Consider the following 20,234-nt stretch of genomic DNA (forward strand, 5'->3'; position numbering starts at 1 on the left):
TATGACTGATTACCAGGGTAAAAATGTCGTCATTATCGGATTGGGCCTCACGGGCCTGTCTTGCGTGGACTTTTTCCTTGCGCGTGGTGTTACGCCACGTGTGATGGACACCCGCATTTCACCGCCGGGTCTGGATAAACTGCCCGAAGCGGTGGAGCGACACACTGGCTCACTCAACGAAGACTGGTTGTTAGCGGCTGACTTGATTGTTGCCAGCCCTGGTATCGCAATTGCCCATCCTGCTTTGAGCCGTGCGGCTGATGCCGGTGTTGAGATTGTGGGTGATATCGAACTCTTTTGCCGTGAAGCACAAGCGCCGATTGTGGCGATTACTGGCTCGAATGGTAAAAGCACCGTCACCACTTTAGTCGGTGAAATGGCTAAAGCGGCTGGTGTGAATGTGGGTGTCGGCGGAAATATCGGCCTACCCGCGTTAATGCTGCTGGAGCCAAATCGTGAGCTTTACGTGCTTGAGTTATCAAGCTTTCAGTTGGAAACCACCTTTAGCCTGAAAGCTGCTGCAGCGACGATTCTTAACGTCACTGAAGACCATATGGACAGGTATCCGTTTGGTTTGCAGCAGTATCGTGCAGCCAAATTACGTGTTTATGAAAACGCCGCTGTTTGTGTAGTCAACGCCGATGATGCGTTGACGATGCCTGTGCGTGGTGCAGATGAACGCTGCATCAGCTTTGGCGTCGACGTAGGTGACTATCATCTCAACCACCAGCAAGGCGATACCTGGCTGCGGGTGAAAGGCGAGAAAATACTGAACACTAAAGAAATGAAAGTGGTTGGTCGTCATAACTACACCAACGCGCTTGCTGCGCTGGCGCTGGCCGATGCGGTGAAACTTCCGCGTTCCAGTAGTCTGAAAGCACTTACAACATTTACCGGCCTTGCTCATCGCTTCCAGCTTGCCTGGGAACGTAACGGCGTGCGCTGGATTAACGATTCGAAGGCAACCAATGTTGGCAGTACTGAAGCGGCGCTAAATGGCTTGAAAGTTGAGGGTACGCTACATCTGTTGTTAGGTGGCGACGGCAAATCTGCTGATTTCTCTTCACTTGCTCAATACCTGCAGGGCTCTGCAATTCGTCTTTACTGTTTTGGCCGCGATGGTGCTGAACTTGCTGCATTGCGTCCGGATGTTGCTGAGCAAACTGAAACGATGGAAGAGGCGATGAAATTAATCGCTTCTCGTATCAAGGCAGGTGATATGGTTCTGCTTTCCCCTGCCTGTGCAAGCCTCGATCAGTTCAAAAACTTTGAGCAACGTGGTGACCAATTCACCTTACTTGCGAAGGAGCTTGGCTGATGCGCTTATCTCTCCCTCGCCTGCGTATGCCTCGCGTGCCTGGATTTGCCATCCTGGCCTGGTTGGGGTCGGCGCTTAAAGGCTGGGTGATGGGCACCAAGGAAGCAGATTCCAATAACATCGTGATGTATGACCGCACGTTGTTATGGCTGACCTTCGGGTTAGCAGCTGTCGGTTTCATTATGGTGACATCTGCATCTATGCCAGTAGGGCAGCGCCTGGCCAATGATCCCTTCCTGTTTGCGAAACGCGACGGGTTATACATCATTCTGGCGTTTGCTCTGGCAATGGTGACGCTGCGCCTGCCGATGGATTTCTGGCAGCGTCACAGTACCGCAATGCTGTTGCTCTCAATCGCTATGCTTTTGATTGTACTGGTTGTCGGTAGCTCGGTTAACGGTGCATCACGTTGGATTGCTTTCGGCCCGTTGCGTATTCAGCCAGCTGAATTCACTAAACTGTCGTTGTTCTGTTATCTCGCCAACTATCTGGTTCGTAAGGTTGATGAGGTGCGTAATAACCTGCGCGGCTTCCTCAAGCCGATGGGCGTTATTCTGGTATTAGCCGTGCTACTGCTGGCGCAGCCTGACCTTGGTACGGTGGTTGTGCTGTTTGTTACCACGCTTGCGATGCTGTTCCTGGCGGGAGCCAAACTCTGGCAGTTCCTGGCCATTATCGGTATGGGTATCTCAGCCGTTATTCTGCTGATCCTTGCTGAACCGTATCGTATCCGCCGCGTAACGTCATTCTGGAACCCATGGGATGACCCGTTTGGTAGTGGTTACCAGCTAACACAGTCTCTGATGGCATTTGGACGCGGCGAATTGTGGGGGCAGGGTTTAGGTAACTCAGTTCAAAAACTCGAGTATTTACCAGAAGCACATACCGACTTCATCTTCTCGATTATCGCTGAAGAGCTGGGATATATCGGTGTGGTACTGGCTTTATTGATGGTATTCTTCGTGGCTTTTCGTGCGATGTCCATCGGCAAACGTGCATTAGAAATGGACCAGCGTTTTGCGGGCTTCTTAGGTTGCTCAATTGGAGTCTGGTTTAGTTTCCAGGCACTGGTAAACGTGGGCGCAGCAGCGGGCATGTTGCCAACGAAAGGTCTGACATTACCACTGATCAGTTACGGTGGTTCGAGTCTATTAATTATGTCTACAGCAATCATGATGTTGCTGCGTATCGATCATGAAACACGTCTGGCCAAAGCGCAGGCGTTTACGAAGGGTGTGCGATGAGTAATCAAACCCGGCGGTTAATGGTGATGGCAGGCGGGACCGGCGGGCATGTGTTCCCGGGTCTTGCAGTGGCTCATCACTTGATGGCTCAGGGCTGGCAAGTACGCTGGCTCGGAACTGCCGATCGTATGGAAGCTGACTTAGTTCCTAAGCATGGGATTGAGATCGATTTTATTCGTATTTCTGGCTTGCGTGGCAAAGGCCTGAAAGCAATGTTGCTGGCGCCGGTTCGTATTTTCAATGCCTGGCGTCAAGCGCGGGCCATCATGAAAGCCTATCGTCCGGACGTGGTTCTGGGGATGGGCGGTTATGTGTCCGGACCTGGCGGACTGGCGGCATGGTCACTGGGTATTCCGGTTGTGTTGCATGAGCAAAACGGGATTGCCGGGTTAACCAACAAATGGCTGTCAAAGATCGCTAAAAAAGTGATGCAGGCGTTTCCGGGTGCATTCCCAAATGCTGACGTAGTGGGCAACCCGGTACGTACGGATGTGCTGGCTTTACCATTGCCACAAGAACGTTTTTCCGGGCGCGAAGGCCCTGTGCGGGTATTAGTTGTTGGTGGTTCTCAGGGTGCACGAGTGCTGAACCAGACCATCCCGCAGGTTGCAGGCCGCTTGGGCGATGCCGTCACCATTTGGCACCAGAGTGGCAAAGGTGGCGAGGAGTTTGTTAAGCAAGGTTATGCAGACGCAGGACAGCCACAGCATAAAGTAACCGAATTTATTGATGATATGGCCGCCGCTTACGCGTGGGCCGATGTCGTGGTCTGTCGCTCCGGTGCATTAACCGTTAGTGAAGTCGCGGCCGCAGGGTTACCTGCACTGTTTGTTCCCTTCCAGCACAAAGACCGGCAGCAATACTGGAATGCGCTGCCGTTGGAAAAAGCTGGAGCGGCAAAAATACTGGAGCAACCGCAGTTTACCGTGGATGCCGTTACCCAAACTCTCGCCGGGTGGGACAGAGCAACGTTATTGGCAATGGCCGAGCGTGCGCGTGCTGTATCCATTCCTGATGCCACAGAGCGGGTAGCAAAAGAAGTGAGCGCCGCAGCACTGGCGTAATCATTGTGGGTGGCTATGTTGCCCATGAATATTTGAAGTAATGGCGTTTGACGCTGCAGGTTAGAGAATGAATACACAACAACTGGCGAAACTGCGTTCTATCGTGCCCGAGATGCGTCGCGTCCGGCACATTCACTTTGTTGGCATCGGCGGCGCCGGTATGGGCGGTATTGCTGAAGTTTTAGCTAACGAAGGTTACCAGATTAGTGGGTCTGATCTGGCTCCGAACCCGGTCACTCAGCAGTTGTCGGCGCTGGGCGCCACGATTTATTTCAACCATCGCCCGGAAAACGTGCTTGATGCGAGCGTTGTGGTGGTTTCCACAGCTATCTCTATGGATAACCCGGAAATTGTTGCAGCTCATGAAGCACGTATTCCCGTTATTCGTCGTGCCGAAATGCTGGCCGAGCTGATGCGTTTCCGCCATGGCATCGCGATTGCCGGTACGCACGGTAAAACGACCACTACGGCGATGATTTCTAGTATTTATGCAGAAGCAGGCCTCGATCCTACTTTTGTGAATGGCGGCCTGGTTAAAGCGGCAGGAACACATGCGCGTTTAGGTCACAGCCGTTACCTGATTGCAGAAGCAGATGAGAGTGATGCGTCATTCCTACACCTGCAACCAATGGTTTCTGTGGTCACGAATATCGAAGCTGACCACATGGACACTTACCAGGGTGACTTCGAGAACTTAAAGCAGACGTTTATTAACTTCCTGCACAACTTACCGTTCTACGGCTTAGCTGTAATGTGTGTCGATGATCCGGTGATCCGCGAGTTGTTGCCGCGCGTAGGTCGCAAAATCACTACATACGGTTTTAGCGAAGATGCGGATGTGCGCATTGAAAGTTATCTGCAGAAAGGGGCTCAGGGCCACTTCACTATTTCGCGTCAGGATAAACCTGCGTTGCACGTTACCCTGAATGCACCTGGCCGCCACAATGCATTAAATGCGGCTGCTGCGGTGTCTGTTGCCACAGAAGAAGGTATTGATGATGCCGATATTCTGCGTGCCCTGGAAAGCTTCCAGGGGACAGGCCGCCGCTTTGATTTCCTCGGTGAGTATCCACTCGCGCAAGTGAATGGCAAAGAAGGTACTGCAATGCTGGTGGATGACTACGGTCACCATCCGACAGAGGTCGATGCAACCATTAAGGCGGCGCGCGCGGGCTGGCCGGATAAAAACCTGGTCATGATTTTCCAGCCACACCGTTTCACTCGTACCCGTGATTTGTACGATGACTTTGCTAACGTATTGTCGCAAGTGGATTCATTGCTGATGCTGGACGTTTATTCTGCTGGCGAAGCTGCAATTCCCGGTGCTGATAGTCGTTCACTTTGCCGCACCATTCGTGGCCGCGGAAAAGTGGACCCGATTCTGGTCCCAGATGCCAGTCAGATCGCTGACGTTTTAGCACCCGTTTTGTCGGGAAATGACTTGATCCTGGTGCAAGGTGCGGGAAATGTTGGAAAAGTTGCCAGAAACCTGGCTGAATTCAAATTGCAGCCCCACACTAAGGAAGGAGACCAACATGGCTGATAAAATCGCTGTCCTGCTGGGCGGTACTTCCGCTGAACGTGAGGTGTCATTGCAATCAGGTGCTGCAGTACTTGCAGGTCTTCGAGAAGCAGGAATTGATGCACACGAAGTCGATCCTAAAAACACGCCAGTGACCGAGCTAAAAGCGCTGGGTTTTGACAAAGTATTTATTGCCTTACATGGTCGTGGCGGGGAAGACGGAACGCTGCAAGGATTGCTGGAATTCTTAAAGTTGCCGTACACCGGTAGCAGCGTGATGGCTTCTGCTGTCACTATGGATAAATTGCGTACCAAATTGCTGTGGAAAGGTGCAGATTTACCGGTTGCTCCGTGGGTTGCGTTAACTCGTCGTGATGTTGAAGCGGGCATTAATGCAACCACAATTGAACGCATCGCAAGCTTAGGGCTACCTGTCATCGTTAAGCCAAGCCGTGAAGGCTCAAGCGTTGGTATGTCTAAGGTTGATAACGTTGCAGCACTGCCTGCAGCGCTTGAATTAGCCTTCGAACATGACGAAGAAGTGCTCATTGAGAAATGGTTAAGTGGCCCTGAGTACACGGTTGCGATTCTTGGCGAAGAAATATTACCGTCAATTCGTATCCAACCCGCTGGAATTTTCTATGATTATGAGGCGAAGTATCTCTCTGATGAGACACAATATTTCTGCCCGAGCGGTTTAATTGAGCAGCGCGAACAAGAATTGCAGGCTTTAGTGCTGCAAGCCTGGCAAGTTTTGGGCTGCAGTGGCTGGGGGCGCGTAGACGTCATGCTAGATAGCGACGGTCAGTTTTATCTGCTTGAGGTTAACACCTCTCCGGGTATGACCAGCCATAGTCTTGTGCCAATGGCAGCACGTCAGGCAGGTATGACGTTCTCTCAACTGGTAGTGCGTATTCTGGAGTTGGCAGACTGATATGTCGCAAGCAGCTCTGAATACGCGTAATCGCCAGGAAGAAGAAGAAACCAGTTCTCGTCGCAGTAATGGTGGGCGACTGGCCGGGATAATTTTCCTGAGCGCAGTACTGTTTACGGTATTTATCGGCGGCTGGATTGTGGTCGGCTGGATGGAAGATGCTCAGCGCCTGCCGCTATCGAAGTTGGTGGTTACTGGTGAACGGCATTACACCCGTAACGATGATATTCGTCAGTCAATTCTGGCACTTGGGCCCCCTGGCACCTTTATGACCCAGGATGTGAATATCATCCAGCAGCAAATTGAACGCTTGCCATGGATTAAGCAGGCGAGTGTAAGAAAGCAGTGGCCCGACGAATTGAAGATTCATCTGGTTGAATATGTGCCCATCGCGCGCTGGAATGATCAGCATATGATTGATGCGCAAGGAAATTCGTTTAGTGTTCCTGCAGAACGTTCTGCAAAGCAGACTTTACCTATGTTATCCGGGCCAGAAGGCAGTGAAGGTGAAGTGTTGGAAGGCTTCCGCGACATGGGCGCAGTGCTGGCAAAGGATAAATTTACGTTGAAAGAAGCGGCGATGACCGCTCGTCGTTCCTGGCAATTGACGTTGAATAATGGCATTAAGCTCAACTTGGGCCGGGGCGATACGATGAAACGCTTGAGTCGCTTTGTGGAACTTTACCCTGTTCTGCAGCAGCAAGAGCAAGCCGACAACAAAAGGATTAGTTATGTCGACTTGCGTTATGACTCAGGCGCGGCAGTAGGCTGGCAGCCTGCTCCCGTAACAGAACAACCTAATCCTAATCAGCAACAGAATCAGGCACAGGCAGAATAACAATGATCAAGGCGACGGACAGAAAACTGGTAGTAGGACTGGAGATCGGTACCGCAAAGGTTGCCGCTTTAGTAGGGGAAGTTCTGCCTGACGGTATGGTCAATATTATTGGCGTGGGCAGTTGCCCATCGCGTGGTATGGACAAAGGTGGCGTAAACGATCTTGAGTCAGTCGTTAAATGCGTTCAACGTGCGATAGACCAAGCCGAGTTGATGGCTGATTGCCAGATATCTTCGGTCTACCTTGCGCTGTCAGGTAAGCATATTAGCTGTCAAAACGAGATTGGTATGGTGCCAATCTCTGAAGAAGAAGTGACGCAGGAAGACGTTGAGAACGTTGTTCACACCGCAAAGTCGGTGCGTGTACGTGACGAACATCGTGTTTTGCATGTAATCCCGCAAGAATACGCGATTGACTACCAGGAAGGCATCAAAAATCCTGTAGGTTTATCGGGTGTACGTATGCAGGCTAAAGTGCACTTGATTACTTGCCACAACGATATGGCTAAAAACATCGTCAAAGCTGTTGAACGATGTGGGCTCAAAGTTGACCAACTAATTTTTGCAGGTCTTGCAGCGAGCTATGCAGTATTGACCGAAGATGAACGTGAATTAGGGGTCTGCGTAGTCGATGTCGGTGGTGGTACTATGGACATCGCGGTTTACACTGGCGGCGCATTACGCCACACCAAAGTTATCCCTTATGCCGGGAATGTGGTGACCAGTGATATCGCATATGCTTTCGGCACTCCACCGAGTGATGCTGAAGCCATTAAAGTGCGCCATGGGTGCGCGCTGGGTTCGATAGTAGGTAAAGACGAAAACGTTGAAGTACCAAGCGTAGGTGGACGTCCACCGCGTAGCCTACAACGCCAGACGCTCGCAGAAGTTATCGAGCCTCGTTATACCGAATTATTGAACCTGGTAAACGAAGAGATTTTGCAGTTACAAGAACAACTTCGCCAGCAAGGTGTGAAGCACCACCTGGCCGCTGGGATTGTTCTGACAGGTGGTGCCGCGCAAATCGAAGGGCTGGCTGCCTGTGCACAACGGGTGTTCCATACGCAAGTACGTATCGGGCAACCGCTTAATATTACAGGCCTGACTGATTATGCCCAGGAGTCTTATTACTCCACAGCAGTCGGCTTGCTGCACTACGGGAAAGAAACACATCTCAGTGGTGAAGCAGAAGTGGAAAAACGAACCTCTGTCGGCTCATGGATTAAACGAATCAACAGCTGGCTGAGAAAAGAGTTTTAAATTTTATAAGAGACCAGACAAAATTAGCGGTCTCAGGCGACAGGCACAAAACGGAGAGAAACTATGTTTGAACCTATGGAACTGACCAACGACGCGGTGATTAAAGTCATCGGCGTCGGTGGTGGCGGCGGTAATGCCGTTGAACACATGGTGCGTGAACGCATCGAAGGTGTTGAATTCTTTGCAGTGAATACTGATGCTCAAGCGTTACGTAAAACTGCTGTAGGCCAGACTATCCAGATTGGTAATGGTATTACCAAAGGTCTGGGAGCTGGAGCGAACCCTGAAGTGGGTCGTACCGCTGCGGAAGAAGACCGTGACGCGTTACGTGCGGCCCTTGAAGGCGCAGACATGGTATTTATCGCTGCAGGTATGGGCGGTGGTACAGGTACAGGTGCTGCACCTGTAGTTGCAGAGGTTGCTAAAGATCTGGGCATTCTGACCGTTGCTGTTGTGACTAAGCCATTCAATTTTGAAGGCAAGAAGCGCATGGCATTCGCGGAGCAGGGTATTGCTGAGCTCTCTAAGCACGTCGACTCCTTGATCACCATCCCTAACGACAAATTGTTGAAAGTGCTGGGCCGTGGTATTTCTTTGCTTGACGCTTTTGGCGCAGCAAACGATGTGCTCAAAGGCGCAGTGCAGGGTATCGCAGAACTGATTACTCGTCCGGGCCTGATGAACGTCGACTTTGCTGACGTGCGCACCGTAATGTCCGAAATGGGTTATGCCATGATGGGCTCTGGTGTTGCAAGTGGCGAAGACCGTGCTGAAGAAGCGGCAGAAATGGCGATTTCCAGCCCACTGTTGGAAGACATCGATCTGTCCGGCGCTCGTGGCGTTCTGGTCAACATCACCGCTGGCTTCGACCTGCGTTTGGATGAGTTCGAAACTGTGGGTAACACCATTCGTGCGTTCGCATCTGATAACGCGACTGTGGTTATCGGTACTTCTCTGGATCCAGAGATGAACGACGAACTGCGTGTAACTGTTGTTGCAACCGGTATTGGCATGGACAAACGTCCAGAAATTACCCTGGTTACTAACAAGCAGACTCAGCAGCCAGTTATGGATCGCTACCAACAACACGGTATGGCTCCGCTTCAGCAAGAGCAGAAACCTGTTGCCAAGGTAGTTAATGACAATACGCCACAAACGACGAAAGAGCCTGATTATCTGGATATTCCAGCGTTTTTGCGCAAGCAAGCTGATTAAGAATAAACCGGAATTTGGGGAACTGCGCTCTTTGTGCTAAACTGGCCCACCGATTGTGATATACACTTCGGTTGGATAGTTAATTTGGCGAGATTATACGATGATCAAACAAAGGACTCTTAAACGTATCGTTCAGGCGACTGGTGTCGGTTTACATACCGGCAAGAAAGTCATGCTGACGTTACGCCCTGCGCCGGCAAATACCGGGGTCATCTATCGTCGCACTGACTTGAATCCTCCGGTAGATTTTCCGGCAGATGCCAAATCTGTGCGTGATACCATGCTCTGTACTTGCCTGGTGAACGAGCACGATGTGCGGATTTCTACCGTTGAGCATTTGAATGCCGCCCTTGCGGGATTAGGTATTGATAACATCATTATTGAAGTCAATGCCCCTGAAATCCCAATTATGGACGGTAGTGCAGCGCCATTCGTCTACCTGCTGCTTGATGCCGGGATTGACGAATTAAACTGTGCGAAGAAATTTGTACGCGTTAAAGAAACAGTGCGCGTTGAAGACGGCGACAAATGGGCTGAATTCAAGCCGTATAATGGTTTCTCGTTGGATTTTACCATCGACTTTAACCATCCGGCGATTGATGCCAGCACCCAACGCTACAGCATGAACTTCTCTGCTGACGCGTTTATGCGCCAGATTAGTCGTGCTCGTACCTTCGGTTTCATGCGTGATATCGAATATCTGCAGTCCCGTGGTTTGTGCCTGGGCGGTAGCTTCGATTGTGCCATCGTTGTTGACGATTATCGCGTACTGAACGAAGACGGCTTGCGTTTTGAAGATGAATTCGTTCGTCACAAAATGCTCGATGCAATTGGTGACTTGTTCATGTGCGGCCACAACATTATCGGCGCGTTTACCGCCTATAAATCTGGTCATGCGCTGAATAACAAATTGCTTCAAGCGGTTCTGGCGAAGCAGGAAGCCTGGGAATGGGCAACCTTCGAAGACGATGCTGAGCTCCCGCTAGCGTTCAAAGCACCAAAAATGGTTCTGGCATAACACCAGAATTATTTATTGCGACTGGTTTCATTGGTACTCTCTCCGGCCAATGATGCCAGTCGTTCTATTATTACCTTCAGTTTCTCAGGGCTACGTTCAGCCACCATTCTTAATGCCTCTGCACTTTGCTGGCTCAGAACTCTGTTAACCCCTTCAGTTTTCCCCTTCACTGTTTGAATGCTGTTTTCTTGTACTGATTCTTGCCCAATTGCAGCCAGTGATGGATTAATCCTGATGTCGATTGATGTCAATGATGGTAATATTTGTGCACGTAATGCACTCAGTAGCGTGGCTTGTTCATAGCGTAAACGCATCAACCAGCTAGCATTTGCAGTTTCAAGTACGAGAATGCCTTGTCGGAAATTTGCTACCCGGCACCAGGGATGTAGTTGAGCGGGTAATATCCCTTTCACAGCCCTGTTGAGCCTAAGTAGTGCAGTTGCGCGTTGTTGCACGTTTTGCAACACGCTTTCGGCTCCAGCATCATCGAACAAATGATCTAAAGATTGTGGGCGACTATCACGCATACATAATGCTCCGGCGGATAAAGTGATTGGTATTCTAAATTGTTGGCGACAGTTTGGCAGACGTTATTTCTGGCCGCATCTCTTATTAGGGATGGTCGCGGCGAGTTTTGGTATGCCTGCGCTCAGCCAAAATACCGAGCCAACAGCCCCTGCTGAAACATCCACCAGTAGCCACGATTACCTCAACAAGGTCAGCTTCAATAGTTTGGCATTATTGCAGGAAAGTACCCGCCGACCATCATTTAGTGTCGATTACTGGCATCAGCATGCAATTCGAACTGTAATTCGTCACCTTTCTTTTGCAATGGCACCGCAAACGCAGCCAGCAGCACAAGAGAGTTTGCCACTTCAGGCACATAAACTCGCTTTACTGGACACGCTCAGTGCGCTGCTCACTCAGGAAAGCAAACCCCCAGTTATTGTGCGCCACACTGCACTTTGGCAATCCCCAGCTGTCGAGACTTTTAGTCCTGCCATTTGGATAAGCCAGGTTCACGGTATCCGCGCCGGCCCACAACGCCTCAGCTAACTCCATTTCCTTTAATTATAACGTTATTTTTAGCTCTGCCCCGATGGCAGGCGTTTGAGAATTAATTATGCTAATCAAATTATTAACTAAAGTTTTTGGTAGCCGTAACGACCGCACCCTGCGTCGTATGCGTAAAGTTGTCACCCTGATTAACAGCATGGAACCGGAAATTGAAAAACTTTCCGATGATGAATTAAAAGCAAAAACGGGCGAATTCCGTGCGCGCCTTGAGAAAGGCGAAGTGCTGGAAAATCTGATCCCAGAAGCTTTTGCTGTTGTTCGTGAGGCGAGTAAACGTGTATTCGGCATGCGCCACTTCGACGTGCAGTTGCTCGGCGGTATGGTTCTGAACGAACGTTGTATCGCAGAGATGCGTACTGGTGAAGGTAAAACACTGACGGCTACTCTGCCTGCATACCTGAACGCCTTAAGTGGCCGTGGTGTTCACGTTGTTACCGTGAACGACTATCTGGCTCAGCGTGATGCTGAAAACAACCGTCCGCTGTTCGAATACCTGGGCTTGAGCGTTGGCATCAACTTGCCAAACATGCCTGCACCAGCAAAGCGTGAAGCTTATGCAGCAGACATCACTTACGGCACCAACAACGAATACGGCTTTGACTACCTGCGCGACAATATGGCATTCAGCCCTGAAGAACGCGTTCAGCGCAAACTGCACTATGCATTGGTGGATGAGGTTGACTCAATTCTTATCGATGAAGCGCGTACGCCGCTTATCATCTCTGGTCCAGCTGAAGACAGCTCCGAGATGTACCGTAAAGTAAACAAAATCATCCCGAGCCTGATCCGTCAGGAAAAAGAAGATTCTGATACTTTCCAGGGCGAAGGCCACTTCTCGGTGGACGAAAAATCTCGTCAGGTAAACATTACTGAACGTGGTCTGGTACTGGTTGAAGAGTTGCTGGTTCAGGAAGGCATTATGGAGGAAGGCGAGTCTTTGTACTCCCCAACTAACATTATGCTGATGCACCACGTGACGGCTGCACTGCGTGCGCATGTGCTGTTCACCCGTGACGTTGACTACATCGTTAAAGATGGCGAAGTTATCATCGTTGATGAACACACTGGTCGTACCATGCAAGGTCGCCGCTGGTCTGATGGCCTGCATCAGGCTGTTGAAGCCAAAGAAGGCGTGGACATTCAGAACGAAAACCAGACGTTGGCATCCATTACCTTCCAGAACTACTTCCGTCTGTATGAAAAACTGGCGGGTATGACGGGTACTGCGGATACCGAAGCGTTCGAATTCAGCTCTATCTACAAGCTCGATACCATCGTTGTGCCAACTAACCGCCCAATGATTCGTAAAGACATGCCTGATTTGGTCTATATGACTGAAGCAGACAAGATTGTGGCAATCATTGAAGATATTAAAGAGCGTACTACCAACGGTCAGCCTGTGCTGGTCGGTACTATTTCAATCGAGAAATCCGAAGTGGTTTCTGCTGAATTGACCAAAGCTGGAATCAAACACAACGTTCTGAACGCCAAGTTCCACGCTAACGAAGCGGGTATTGTTGCTCAGGCCGGTTATCCAGCCGCCGTGACCATCGCAACCAACATGGCAGGCCGTGGTACGGATATCGTGTTGGGTGGTAGCTGGCAAGCAGAAGTTGCTGAGCTTGAAGACCCAACTCCTGAGCAAATCGCGCAGATTAAAGCTGAGTGGCAGATTCGTCATGATGCAGTTCTCGCATCGGGTGGTTTGCACATCATTGGTACTGAGCGTCACGAATCTCGCCGTATCGATAACCAGCTCCGTGGCCGTTCCGGCCGCCAGGGTGATGCGGGTTCATCTCGTTTCTACCTGTCCATGGAAGATTCACTGATGCGTATTTTCGCATCGGATCGTGTTTCAGGCATGATGCGTAAACTCGGTATGAAACCGGGCGAAGCGATTGAACACCCATGGGTTACTAAGGCAATTGCTAACGCCCAGCGTAAAGTTGAAAGCCGTAACTTCGATATCCGTAAACAGCTTCTGGAATATGATGATGTGGCCAACGATCAGCGTCGCGCGATCTACAGCCAGCGTAACGAATTGCTGGATGTGAGCGACGTTAGCGAAACCATCAACAGCATCCGCGAAGACGTCTTTAAAGTGACTATCGACGCACACATTCCACCGCAATCACTGGAAGAAATGTGGGATGTTGAAGGTCTGGAAGAGCGCCTGAAAAACGACTTTGATCTCGAGCTGCCAATTAAAGAGTGGCTGGATAAAGAGCCGGAGCTGCATGAAGAAACACTGCGTGAGCGTATCTTGCAAAACGCTATTGAAGTGTATCAACGTAAAGAAGAAGTGGTTGGCATTGAAATGATGCGTCACTTCGAAAAAGGCGTCATGTTGCAGACTCTGGATTCACTGTGGAAAGAGCACCTTGCAGCGATGGATTACCTGCGCCAGGGTATCCACTTGCGTGGCTATGCGCAAAAAGATCCTAAGCAAGAATATAAGCGTGAATCTTTCGCCATGTTTGCATCAATGCTTGAAGCGCTGAAATATGAAGTGATCAGTACGTTGAGCAAAGTGCAGGTTCGTATGCCTGAAGAAGTTGAGGCAATGGAACAGCAGCGCCGTGAAGAAGCTGAGCGTTTGGCACAGATGCAACAGCTGAGCCACCAGGATGACGACACACTGGCTGCAGAATCACTGGCAGCAGAAACCGGTGAGCGCAAAGTGGGTCGTAATGATCCGTGCCCATGCGGTTCTGGTAAGAAATTCAAACAGTGTCATGGCCGTTTAAGCTAAACACGTAATTGTCGATAAAGGCGCAGCTTGCTGCGCCTTTTTTCTATGGAGTACCTGCACAAAAATGAAACAACTACAAATCGCCGTCGGTATCATCCGCAATAAAACGGGTGAAATTTTCATTACTCAAAGAGCGGCTGATGCACATATGGCCAACAAGCTTGAGTTTCCCGGTGGGAAGATTGAAGCCGATGAAACGCCTGAACAAGCATTAGTCCGTGAACTTCAGGAAGAAACAGGTATTACAGCCACCAATTTCACACTGTTTGATAAACTGGCTTACCAGTTCCCGGACAGGCACATCACACTGTGGTTTTTCATGGTGGAAAGCTGGGAAGGCGAGCCGTGGGGAAAAGAAGGGCAACCGGGTCAATGGATTGCGCAAAATGCGCTGGTGGCGTCAGATTTTCCACCAGCTAATGAACCGGTAATTAGCAAATTACAGCAAGGTTAACGCAGATCTTCTTCACTCCAGTCGTCGCTTTCTGATAAATCGCCGCTGCTAGGAATTCGTTTTTCCTCGGCGGCCCATTCACCTAGGTCAATCAACTGGCAGCGTTTGCAGCAAAATGGGCGATATGGGCTGGTTTCATCCCAGATGACAACTTTACCGCAGCCCGGGCAATTCACTTTTATTGTTTCAGTCATGTTAGCTCCTTAACAGCACGCCAGCTCAAAATCGAGACGTTCAGGGATGAGCCCATTTTCGCTATCCAGCGGTAAGAAACGGATCGCAAAACGGCTCTTATGACCAGAAACCTGCGGATAAAGTTGCGACGAAAGGTCCAGCTGTAAACGCAGTAAATCGGCATCATCCCCGTTATCCTGATAAAAACCATTCAGGCTGGTTTGTTTACGGAAGGGTGCAGAATTACGAATAATATCGAGTACCAGATCCAGCGATTGCTTTAATGGCTGCAACGTCGCAAGCCAGCTATTAATTTGTGCATCGCGTTGATCTTGAGGTGAATACAGCCAGATGTGCAATGTTGGCAAATCAAAGCTACAGCACCCGCCAGGAATACTCAGACGCTGGCGAACCAGGGCAATCAAACGGTCTTCACGTAATGCCTGCCCCAGGCGAGGAGCTGCCATTAAAACACCGCCGCGTTCTTTGAGTTGGCTACGCAGTGAATCAATTCGCTGCATATCTACACCCGGAACTTCAGACCAGTTCAATAACTTACGCTGCTGGCGTTCCAGTTCTTTAAGAATATCTGTGCGAATCTCACCGCGCTCAAAGACATCAAGCAGGTCACCGATATTGCGGAAAAAATGAAGTGCTTTGGCCGTTTCGTCTACTGGTAATGAACTTTCGAGTTGTTGGATTAAGAACTCGATACGCAACCAGGTACGCATTTTTTCATTAAGTGGGTGCTCAAAAAGAATCTGGGTGCTCATTATTCGTTATCCTGCTGTGCGGCCTGGGCTGCCAGTTCCAGATACTGGCGGTGCAGACGGTCAACATGTGCGGCCACTTGTGCAGTGCCACCATCATTATTAATTACATCATCGGCGGCGCTTAAGCGTGCCTCGCGTGTCGCCTGTGCTGCAAGGATTTGCAGCACATGTTCGGGACTAACTTTATCGCGCGCAATAGTACGTGCGATTTGCACTTCTGGCGAGACATCAACAACCAGAACACGATCGGCCTTTTGTTGTAGGTTATTCTCAATTAACAACGGAACAACCCACAAAACGTAGGGTGAAAGAGCCTGGTTGATTTCATCTTGGGTTCGCTGATGGATAAGTGGGTGTAGCAGCGCGTTGAGCCATTTTTTCTCTTCCGCTGAAGAAAAGATCTTTGCGCGAAGAGCTCGACGGTTGAGAGTGCCATCCGGAAGGAGGATCTCATCACCAAAATGGTCAGAAATAATGCGAAGAGCGGGCTGACCTGGCTCTACGACCTGACGCGCAATCACATCAGCATCAACAACGGTAATACCTAAGCGGGAAAAGTTATCGGCGATAGTACTCTTACCACTGCCAATGCCACCCGTTAATGCAACCGTATAAACCATAAGAGTCGGACCCTGAAGCGATTTTATATTTCTAAGGTAAATTTTAACGATTGTAGCGTAAAAAAGACTGTTTTCGCAGTCTTGCGGCTGCATTAATAGTGCGTATGATAGCGTCACTGGAATTGGTAGTTATACCCGCCATAATTCAAGCCGCAGATGTGTTGGCCGCACTCACAAACCCCAGTTACTTACTCAAGTAAGCTCCCGGGGATTTGCTCCCTTGCGCCTTTCTGCAACTTGAATTATTCAGGGTATAGATTGCTGATTGCGTTCACGCGTCCTTCGCCATTCGACCCAGGAATCTGCAACATGCGTATTGAAGAAGATTTGAAGTTAGGTTTTAAAGACGTTCTTATCCGCCCGAAACGTTCCACACTGAAAAGCCGCTCTGATGTAGAGCTCGAGCGCCAGTTCACTTTCAAACACTCCGGTATTGCATGGTCAGGTGTTCCGATCATCGCTGCTAACATGGACACCGTTGGTACATTCGGCATGGCCCAGGCATTGGCCTCGTTTGATATCCTCACCGCCGTTCATAAGCACTACTCTGTTGAAGAGTGGAGCAACTTCGTTAAGTCTGTTTCAGATGACATCCTGAAGTTCGTAATGGTTTCAACCGGTACATCTGACGCTGACTTCCAGAAAACTAAGCAGATTCTTTCTCTTAACCCTGCTCTGAAATTTATCTGTATTGATGTGGCTAACGGCTACTCCGAACACTTCACTCAGTTCGTTTCTAAAGCGCGTGAAGCATGGCCGGACAAAGTTATCTGTGCAGGTAACGTTGTTACTGGCGAAATGTGCGAAGAGCTTATCCTTTCCGGTGCGGACATCGTTAAAGTCGGTATCGGCCCTGGTTCTGTATGTACTACTCGTGTGAAAACAGGTGTTGGTTACCCGCAGCTTTCTGCTGTTATTGAATGTGCTGATGCTGCTCATGGCCTCGGTGGCCAGATTGTCAGTGACGGCGGTTGTACTATGCCGGGCGATGTTGCTAAAGCATTTGGCGGTGGTGCAGATTTCGTGATGCTGGGCGGTATGCTGGCTGGTCATGACGAAAGTGGTGGCACAATCGTTGAAGAAAACGGCGAGAAATTCATGCTGTTCTACGGTATGAGCTCCGAATCTGCAATGACCCGCCATGTTGGTGGAGTTGCACAGTACCGTGCAGCAGAAGGCAAAACCGTTAAGTTGCCATTGCGTGGCCCTGTTGAAAATACTGCCCGCGATATTATGGGTGGCCTGCGCTCTGCATGTACTTACGTTGGTGCTTCTCGCCTGAAAGAGTTGACCAAGCGTACTACGTTCATTCGTGTGAATGAGCAGGAAAACCGCGTTTTCAATAGCCTCTAAGCTATCAGCGACATACGGCGTGGCATTTTCGCTACGCCGTCATCCCGCACTCATTGCATCGCCTAACTGAAAAATAGGCAGATACATCGCGATGACCAGCGTCCCAATGATAATCCCCACAACTAACATCATTACTGGCTCCAGAGCGGCGGCAAGATTGTCTGCCAGTTCCTCGGTATGGTTATGATGCCAACTCGCTAGCTTCTCGAGCATTAAATCCAGGGCGCCTGACTCTTCTCCTATTCGTATCAATTGGCAACACAATGGTGTAAAGCGCTCGCTTTGTGAGAGTGTTTGCCACAGGGGGATTCCTTGAGTCACCTGGTGGTTTATTTGCACAATAACCTTCTTCCACAGTAGTTGCGGCAAAGTGGTTTCTACAGCTTTAAGCCCTTGCAGCAAGGGAATTCCTGCCTGCTGGGAAAGGGATAACGTGGTATAGATTTGGCTAAGGATTTGCCCACGCCATAGCGGAGCGAGCAGTGGGGTTTGCAGCATCAGACGTTGTTCGTACTCTTGCCAGTGAGGTTTCTTTGTTCGCAAATAATAGCCAAAGGCCGTGAGTATAAGAGTGGCTAACAGCCACCATTTTCCCTGTGTTGTCACCCAGTTTGATACTGCCATTACCGCCACTGTAATAGCGGGTAAGGGGGCATTAAATGAACGATAAATATTGGCAAATTCAGGCAGTACAAAACTCATCATCCCGATAGTCACCAGTAGTGCTATCGCTACGATAAACAGTGGATAACGCAGGGCTTTCATGACTTTTTTACGCAGCTGGTACAGTTTTTCTTGTTGAGTTGCCAGCTTTTGGCAGCACTCGTCTAGCTTTCCGGTTAGCTCACCAATATGAATCAGAGCGATGAATAACGGCGGGAAAATCCCAGGCCATTGTTGTAAGGCGGTAGAAAAAGAGATGCCATTAGAAACGCGATGCCCGATGTCCTTAAGTAATGCCCGCCATTCACCAAAAGGGTGTTGCTGCGCAATAAGTATTAGTCCGTCAGACAAGGATATTCCCGCCTGAAGCAACGTCGCCAACTGGCGGAATACCTGTATTTTTTGCTGAATATGCCAGCAACCTCGGCGGGTGTGCGATATTTTCCGCAATTGTAAAAGCTGGAGGTCCGAAGTGATTAACTGTTCGCTGACAGATTCCGCATCATCCGCAAGCACATCCCCTTGTTGAATTTGCCCGTGTTGATCGACTGCTTTCCAGTGCCAGAGTACAAACTTAGCCATGAGGAACACCAAGCACCCGATATAGTTCTTCGAGAGTGGTTAGCCCTTGTTCAACAGCCTGGCAGCCACTTTCAAATAGCGTCATCATGCCTTGTTGTCTTGCCAGCGTTTCGATTTCATAGGCTGGCATGCCGGCAATAATTGCTGATTGAAGTGCTGTATCGATAAGCAAAATTTCAAATAATGCACTTCGTCCGTAGAACCCTCCATAACAGCGTTCACAGCCAGTTGCTTGCCAACGAGGCAAAGCAGTTGCCCAAAGCGATGTGGGTAGGATGATGTCTTCGGGGAGTTGTTCTTTACAGTGTGGGCAGAGTTTACGTACCAGGCGCTGTGCAACGACCATATTCAGTGCAGATGCTAACATCCATCGCTCGACTCCCATTTGTTCGAGGCGAACGACAGTCTCAGTCGTGGAATTAGTATGCAGTGTTGAAAGTACCAGATGCCCTGTTTGCGCGGCTTTAATGGCTATTTCTGCCGTATCGCCATCTCGAATTTCGCCCACCATGATGATATCCGGATCCTGGCGTAGTAATGCGCGTAAAACACTTTGAAAATTAAGCCCCGCTTTAGTGTTAATTTGCGTTTGATTAAGACCTTGCATAGGGATTTCTATTGGGTCTTCAACGCTACATAGATTGGTTGAGACTTGGTTGAGTATCTTTAATGCACTGTAAAGCGTGATTGTTTTCCCACTCCCAGTGGGGCCAGTGACGAGAATCATGCCCTGCGGATTGGCTAAAGCGCTTTGAAAGCGAGAGCTATCCTCTGGTGACATGCCTAACTCTGATAGTTCAAAGGTTTGCTCTGTTTGTGCCATCAAACGTAAGACAACTTTTTCACCGTGATACACCGGCAGGGTCGCTATGCGAAATGAACATTTGCGATGTTCAATTTCGATCTCCATTTGCCCATCCTGAGGAAGGCGGCGTTCTGCTATATCCAGATTTCCCAATACCTTAAGTCGTGCGGTTAGCGGTGCAGCCAGATGCGCTGGCAGCAGGGGTTGCAGTTGCAGCACGCCATCAACGCGAAAACGAATTTGATACCCTTGATCTACCGGTTCGAAGTGAATGTCTGATGCCCTGAGTTGCAGGGCTTTGTGGAGTGTATCTTGCAACAGTTGAACCACTGGAGCTGTATTCTCAAGAGGTTCTTCTGCGCTAACAGACGGCCGTGAGTGCCTTGCTTTTTCCAGCTGTTCAACTGGCCAGTATTCAACATTGGCAGGCTTATCACAGATAAAACGCAATGCTTCAAAAAACTGTACGGGTGGGTTTGGTGCAATAGCGATATGCAGCAATGGAGCTTCAGAAAGCAATATCGCCTGATATTGGTTACACAGTGCGAGAATCTGCTGATTTGCCATGG

19 protein-coding genes are annotated in these 20,234 nt (G+C 49.7%); 13 read left to right on the forward strand and 6 right to left on the reverse strand.

The genetic code is table 11. The features are described 5' to 3' along the window. Position 1: 1 nt before the first annotated feature. The 9 genes from murD (at position 2) to lpxC (ending at position 10,412) form a co-directional block, all read left to right on the forward strand. A complete protein-coding gene (gene murD / locus LVQ76_RS15175; protein ID WP_232921977.1) occupies positions 2 to 1,318 on the forward strand; it encodes a UDP-N-acetylmuramoyl-L-alanine--D-glutamate ligase in 1,317 nt (438 codons plus the stop codon). Then, positions 1,318 to 2,562 (forward strand): cell division protein FtsW, encoded by a 1,245-nt coding sequence (gene ftsW, locus LVQ76_RS15180; protein ID WP_154151501.1) that lies wholly within the window; start codon positions 1,318 to 1,320, stop codon positions 2,560 to 2,562. The genes murD and ftsW overlap by 1 nt, the downstream gene beginning before the upstream one ends. Beyond that, positions 2,559 to 3,626, forward strand: coding sequence for an undecaprenyldiphospho-muramoylpentapeptide beta-N-acetylglucosaminyltransferase (gene murG, locus LVQ76_RS15185; protein WP_232921978.1), 1,068 nt, complete (start codon positions 2,559 to 2,561; stop codon positions 3,624 to 3,626). The genes ftsW and murG overlap by 4 nt, the downstream gene beginning before the upstream one ends. A 67-nt stretch (positions 3,627 to 3,693) precedes the next feature. After that, positions 3,694 to 5,169 (forward strand): UDP-N-acetylmuramate--L-alanine ligase, encoded by a 1,476-nt coding sequence (gene murC, locus LVQ76_RS15190; protein ID WP_232866381.1) that lies wholly within the window; start codon positions 3,694 to 3,696, stop codon positions 5,167 to 5,169. Continuing rightward, positions 5,162 to 6,082 (forward strand): D-alanine--D-alanine ligase, encoded by a 921-nt coding sequence (locus tag LVQ76_RS15195; protein ID WP_232921979.1) that lies wholly within the window; start codon positions 5,162 to 5,164, stop codon positions 6,080 to 6,082. The genes murC and LVQ76_RS15195 overlap by 8 nt, the downstream gene beginning before the upstream one ends. 1 nt (position 6,083) lies before the next feature. Beyond that, positions 6,084 to 6,920: a cell division protein FtsQ gene (ftsQ, locus tag LVQ76_RS15200; protein WP_151994952.1), complete on the forward strand. Its 837-nt coding sequence runs from the start codon at positions 6,084 to 6,086 to the stop codon at positions 6,918 to 6,920. Between the two features lie 2 nt (positions 6,921 to 6,922). After that, positions 6,923 to 8,179: a cell division protein FtsA gene (gene ftsA, locus LVQ76_RS15205; RefSeq protein ID WP_034460940.1), complete on the forward strand. Its 1,257-nt coding sequence runs from the start codon at positions 6,923 to 6,925 to the stop codon at positions 8,177 to 8,179. A gap of 63 nt (positions 8,180 to 8,242) precedes the next feature. Beyond that, on the forward strand, positions 8,243 to 9,394 hold the full coding sequence (gene ftsZ / locus LVQ76_RS15210; RefSeq protein ID WP_064539921.1) for a cell division protein FtsZ: 1,152 nt from the start codon (positions 8,243 to 8,245) through the stop codon (positions 9,392 to 9,394). Between the two features lie 100 nt (positions 9,395 to 9,494). Then, on the forward strand, positions 9,495 to 10,412 hold the full coding sequence (lpxC, locus tag LVQ76_RS15215) for a UDP-3-O-acyl-N-acetylglucosamine deacetylase (RefSeq protein ID WP_034460936.1): 918 nt from the start codon (positions 9,495 to 9,497) through the stop codon (positions 10,410 to 10,412). 8 nt (positions 10,413 to 10,420) lie between these two features. Here lpxC and LVQ76_RS15220 read toward each other — a convergent pair whose 3' ends face one another. Continuing rightward, positions 10,421 to 10,939: a DUF721 domain-containing protein gene (locus tag LVQ76_RS15220; RefSeq protein WP_232921980.1), complete on the reverse strand. Its 519-nt coding sequence runs from the start codon at positions 10,937 to 10,939 to the stop codon at positions 10,421 to 10,423. A gap of 22 nt (positions 10,940 to 10,961) precedes the next feature. Between LVQ76_RS15220 and secM the strand changes: the two genes are divergently transcribed. From secM to mutT, 3 genes are all read left to right on the forward strand, one after another. Continuing rightward, the gene (gene secM, locus LVQ76_RS15225; RefSeq protein ID WP_232921981.1) at positions 10,962 to 11,468 is read left to right on the forward strand and encodes a secA translation cis-regulator SecM; all 507 of its coding nucleotides are present in this window, start codon (positions 10,962 to 10,964) and stop codon (positions 11,466 to 11,468) included. A 67-nt stretch (positions 11,469 to 11,535) separates the two neighbouring features. Next, a complete protein-coding gene (gene secA, locus LVQ76_RS15230; protein ID WP_232866386.1) occupies positions 11,536 to 14,241 on the forward strand; it encodes a preprotein translocase subunit SecA in 2,706 nt (901 codons plus the stop codon). A 64-nt stretch (positions 14,242 to 14,305) separates the two neighbouring features. After that, positions 14,306 to 14,695, forward strand: a complete 390-nt coding sequence (gene mutT / locus LVQ76_RS15235; RefSeq protein ID WP_232905141.1) for an 8-oxo-dGTP diphosphatase MutT — start codon at positions 14,306 to 14,308, stop codon at positions 14,693 to 14,695. Here mutT and yacG read toward each other — a convergent pair. The 3 genes from yacG to coaE are packed head-to-tail and all read right to left on the reverse strand — an operon-like array spanning position 14,692 to position 16,262. Continuing rightward, complete coding sequence (gene yacG / locus LVQ76_RS15240; RefSeq protein ID WP_034460927.1) at positions 14,692 to 14,889, reverse strand: DNA gyrase inhibitor YacG; 198 nt, start codon at positions 14,887 to 14,889, stop codon at positions 14,692 to 14,694. The two genes, mutT and yacG, sit on opposite strands and share 4 nt — an antisense overlap. A gap of 9 nt (positions 14,890 to 14,898) precedes the next feature. Further along, positions 14,899 to 15,642 (reverse strand): cell division protein ZapD, encoded by a 744-nt coding sequence (gene zapD / locus LVQ76_RS15245; RefSeq protein ID WP_232866393.1) that lies wholly within the window; start codon positions 15,640 to 15,642, stop codon positions 14,899 to 14,901. After that, on the reverse strand, positions 15,642 to 16,262 hold the full coding sequence (coaE, locus tag LVQ76_RS15250; protein ID WP_232921982.1) for a dephospho-CoA kinase: 621 nt from the start codon (positions 16,260 to 16,262) through the stop codon (positions 15,642 to 15,644). The genes zapD and coaE overlap by 1 nt, the downstream gene beginning before the upstream one ends. A 309-nt stretch (positions 16,263 to 16,571) precedes the next feature. Here coaE and LVQ76_RS15255 point away from each other — a divergent pair, with 309 nt between their 5' ends. Continuing rightward, positions 16,572 to 17,615 (forward strand): GMP reductase, encoded by a 1,044-nt coding sequence (locus LVQ76_RS15255; RefSeq protein WP_064556719.1) that lies wholly within the window; start codon positions 16,572 to 16,574, stop codon positions 17,613 to 17,615. 39 nt (positions 17,616 to 17,654) lie between these two features. Here LVQ76_RS15255 and hofC read toward each other — a convergent pair whose 3' ends face one another. Then, the gene (gene hofC, locus LVQ76_RS15260; RefSeq protein WP_232921983.1) at positions 17,655 to 18,860 is read right to left on the reverse strand and encodes a protein transport protein HofC; all 1,206 of its coding nucleotides are present in this window, start codon (positions 18,858 to 18,860) and stop codon (positions 17,655 to 17,657) included. Next, positions 18,853 to 20,232 carry a type II secretion system protein GspE gene (gene gspE / locus LVQ76_RS15265; protein ID WP_232921984.1) on the reverse strand — a complete coding sequence of 460 codons (1,380 nt, stop codon included), beginning with the start codon at positions 20,230 to 20,232 and terminating at the stop codon, positions 18,853 to 18,855. Before gspE ends, hofC begins: the two co-directional genes overlap by 8 nt. Between the last annotated feature and the right edge of the window lie 2 nt (positions 20,233 to 20,234).

This window comes from Buttiauxella cochleicola (assembly GCF_021283185.1).
Classification (GTDB): Bacteria; Pseudomonadota; Gammaproteobacteria; order Enterobacterales; family Enterobacteriaceae; genus Buttiauxella; species Buttiauxella massiliensis.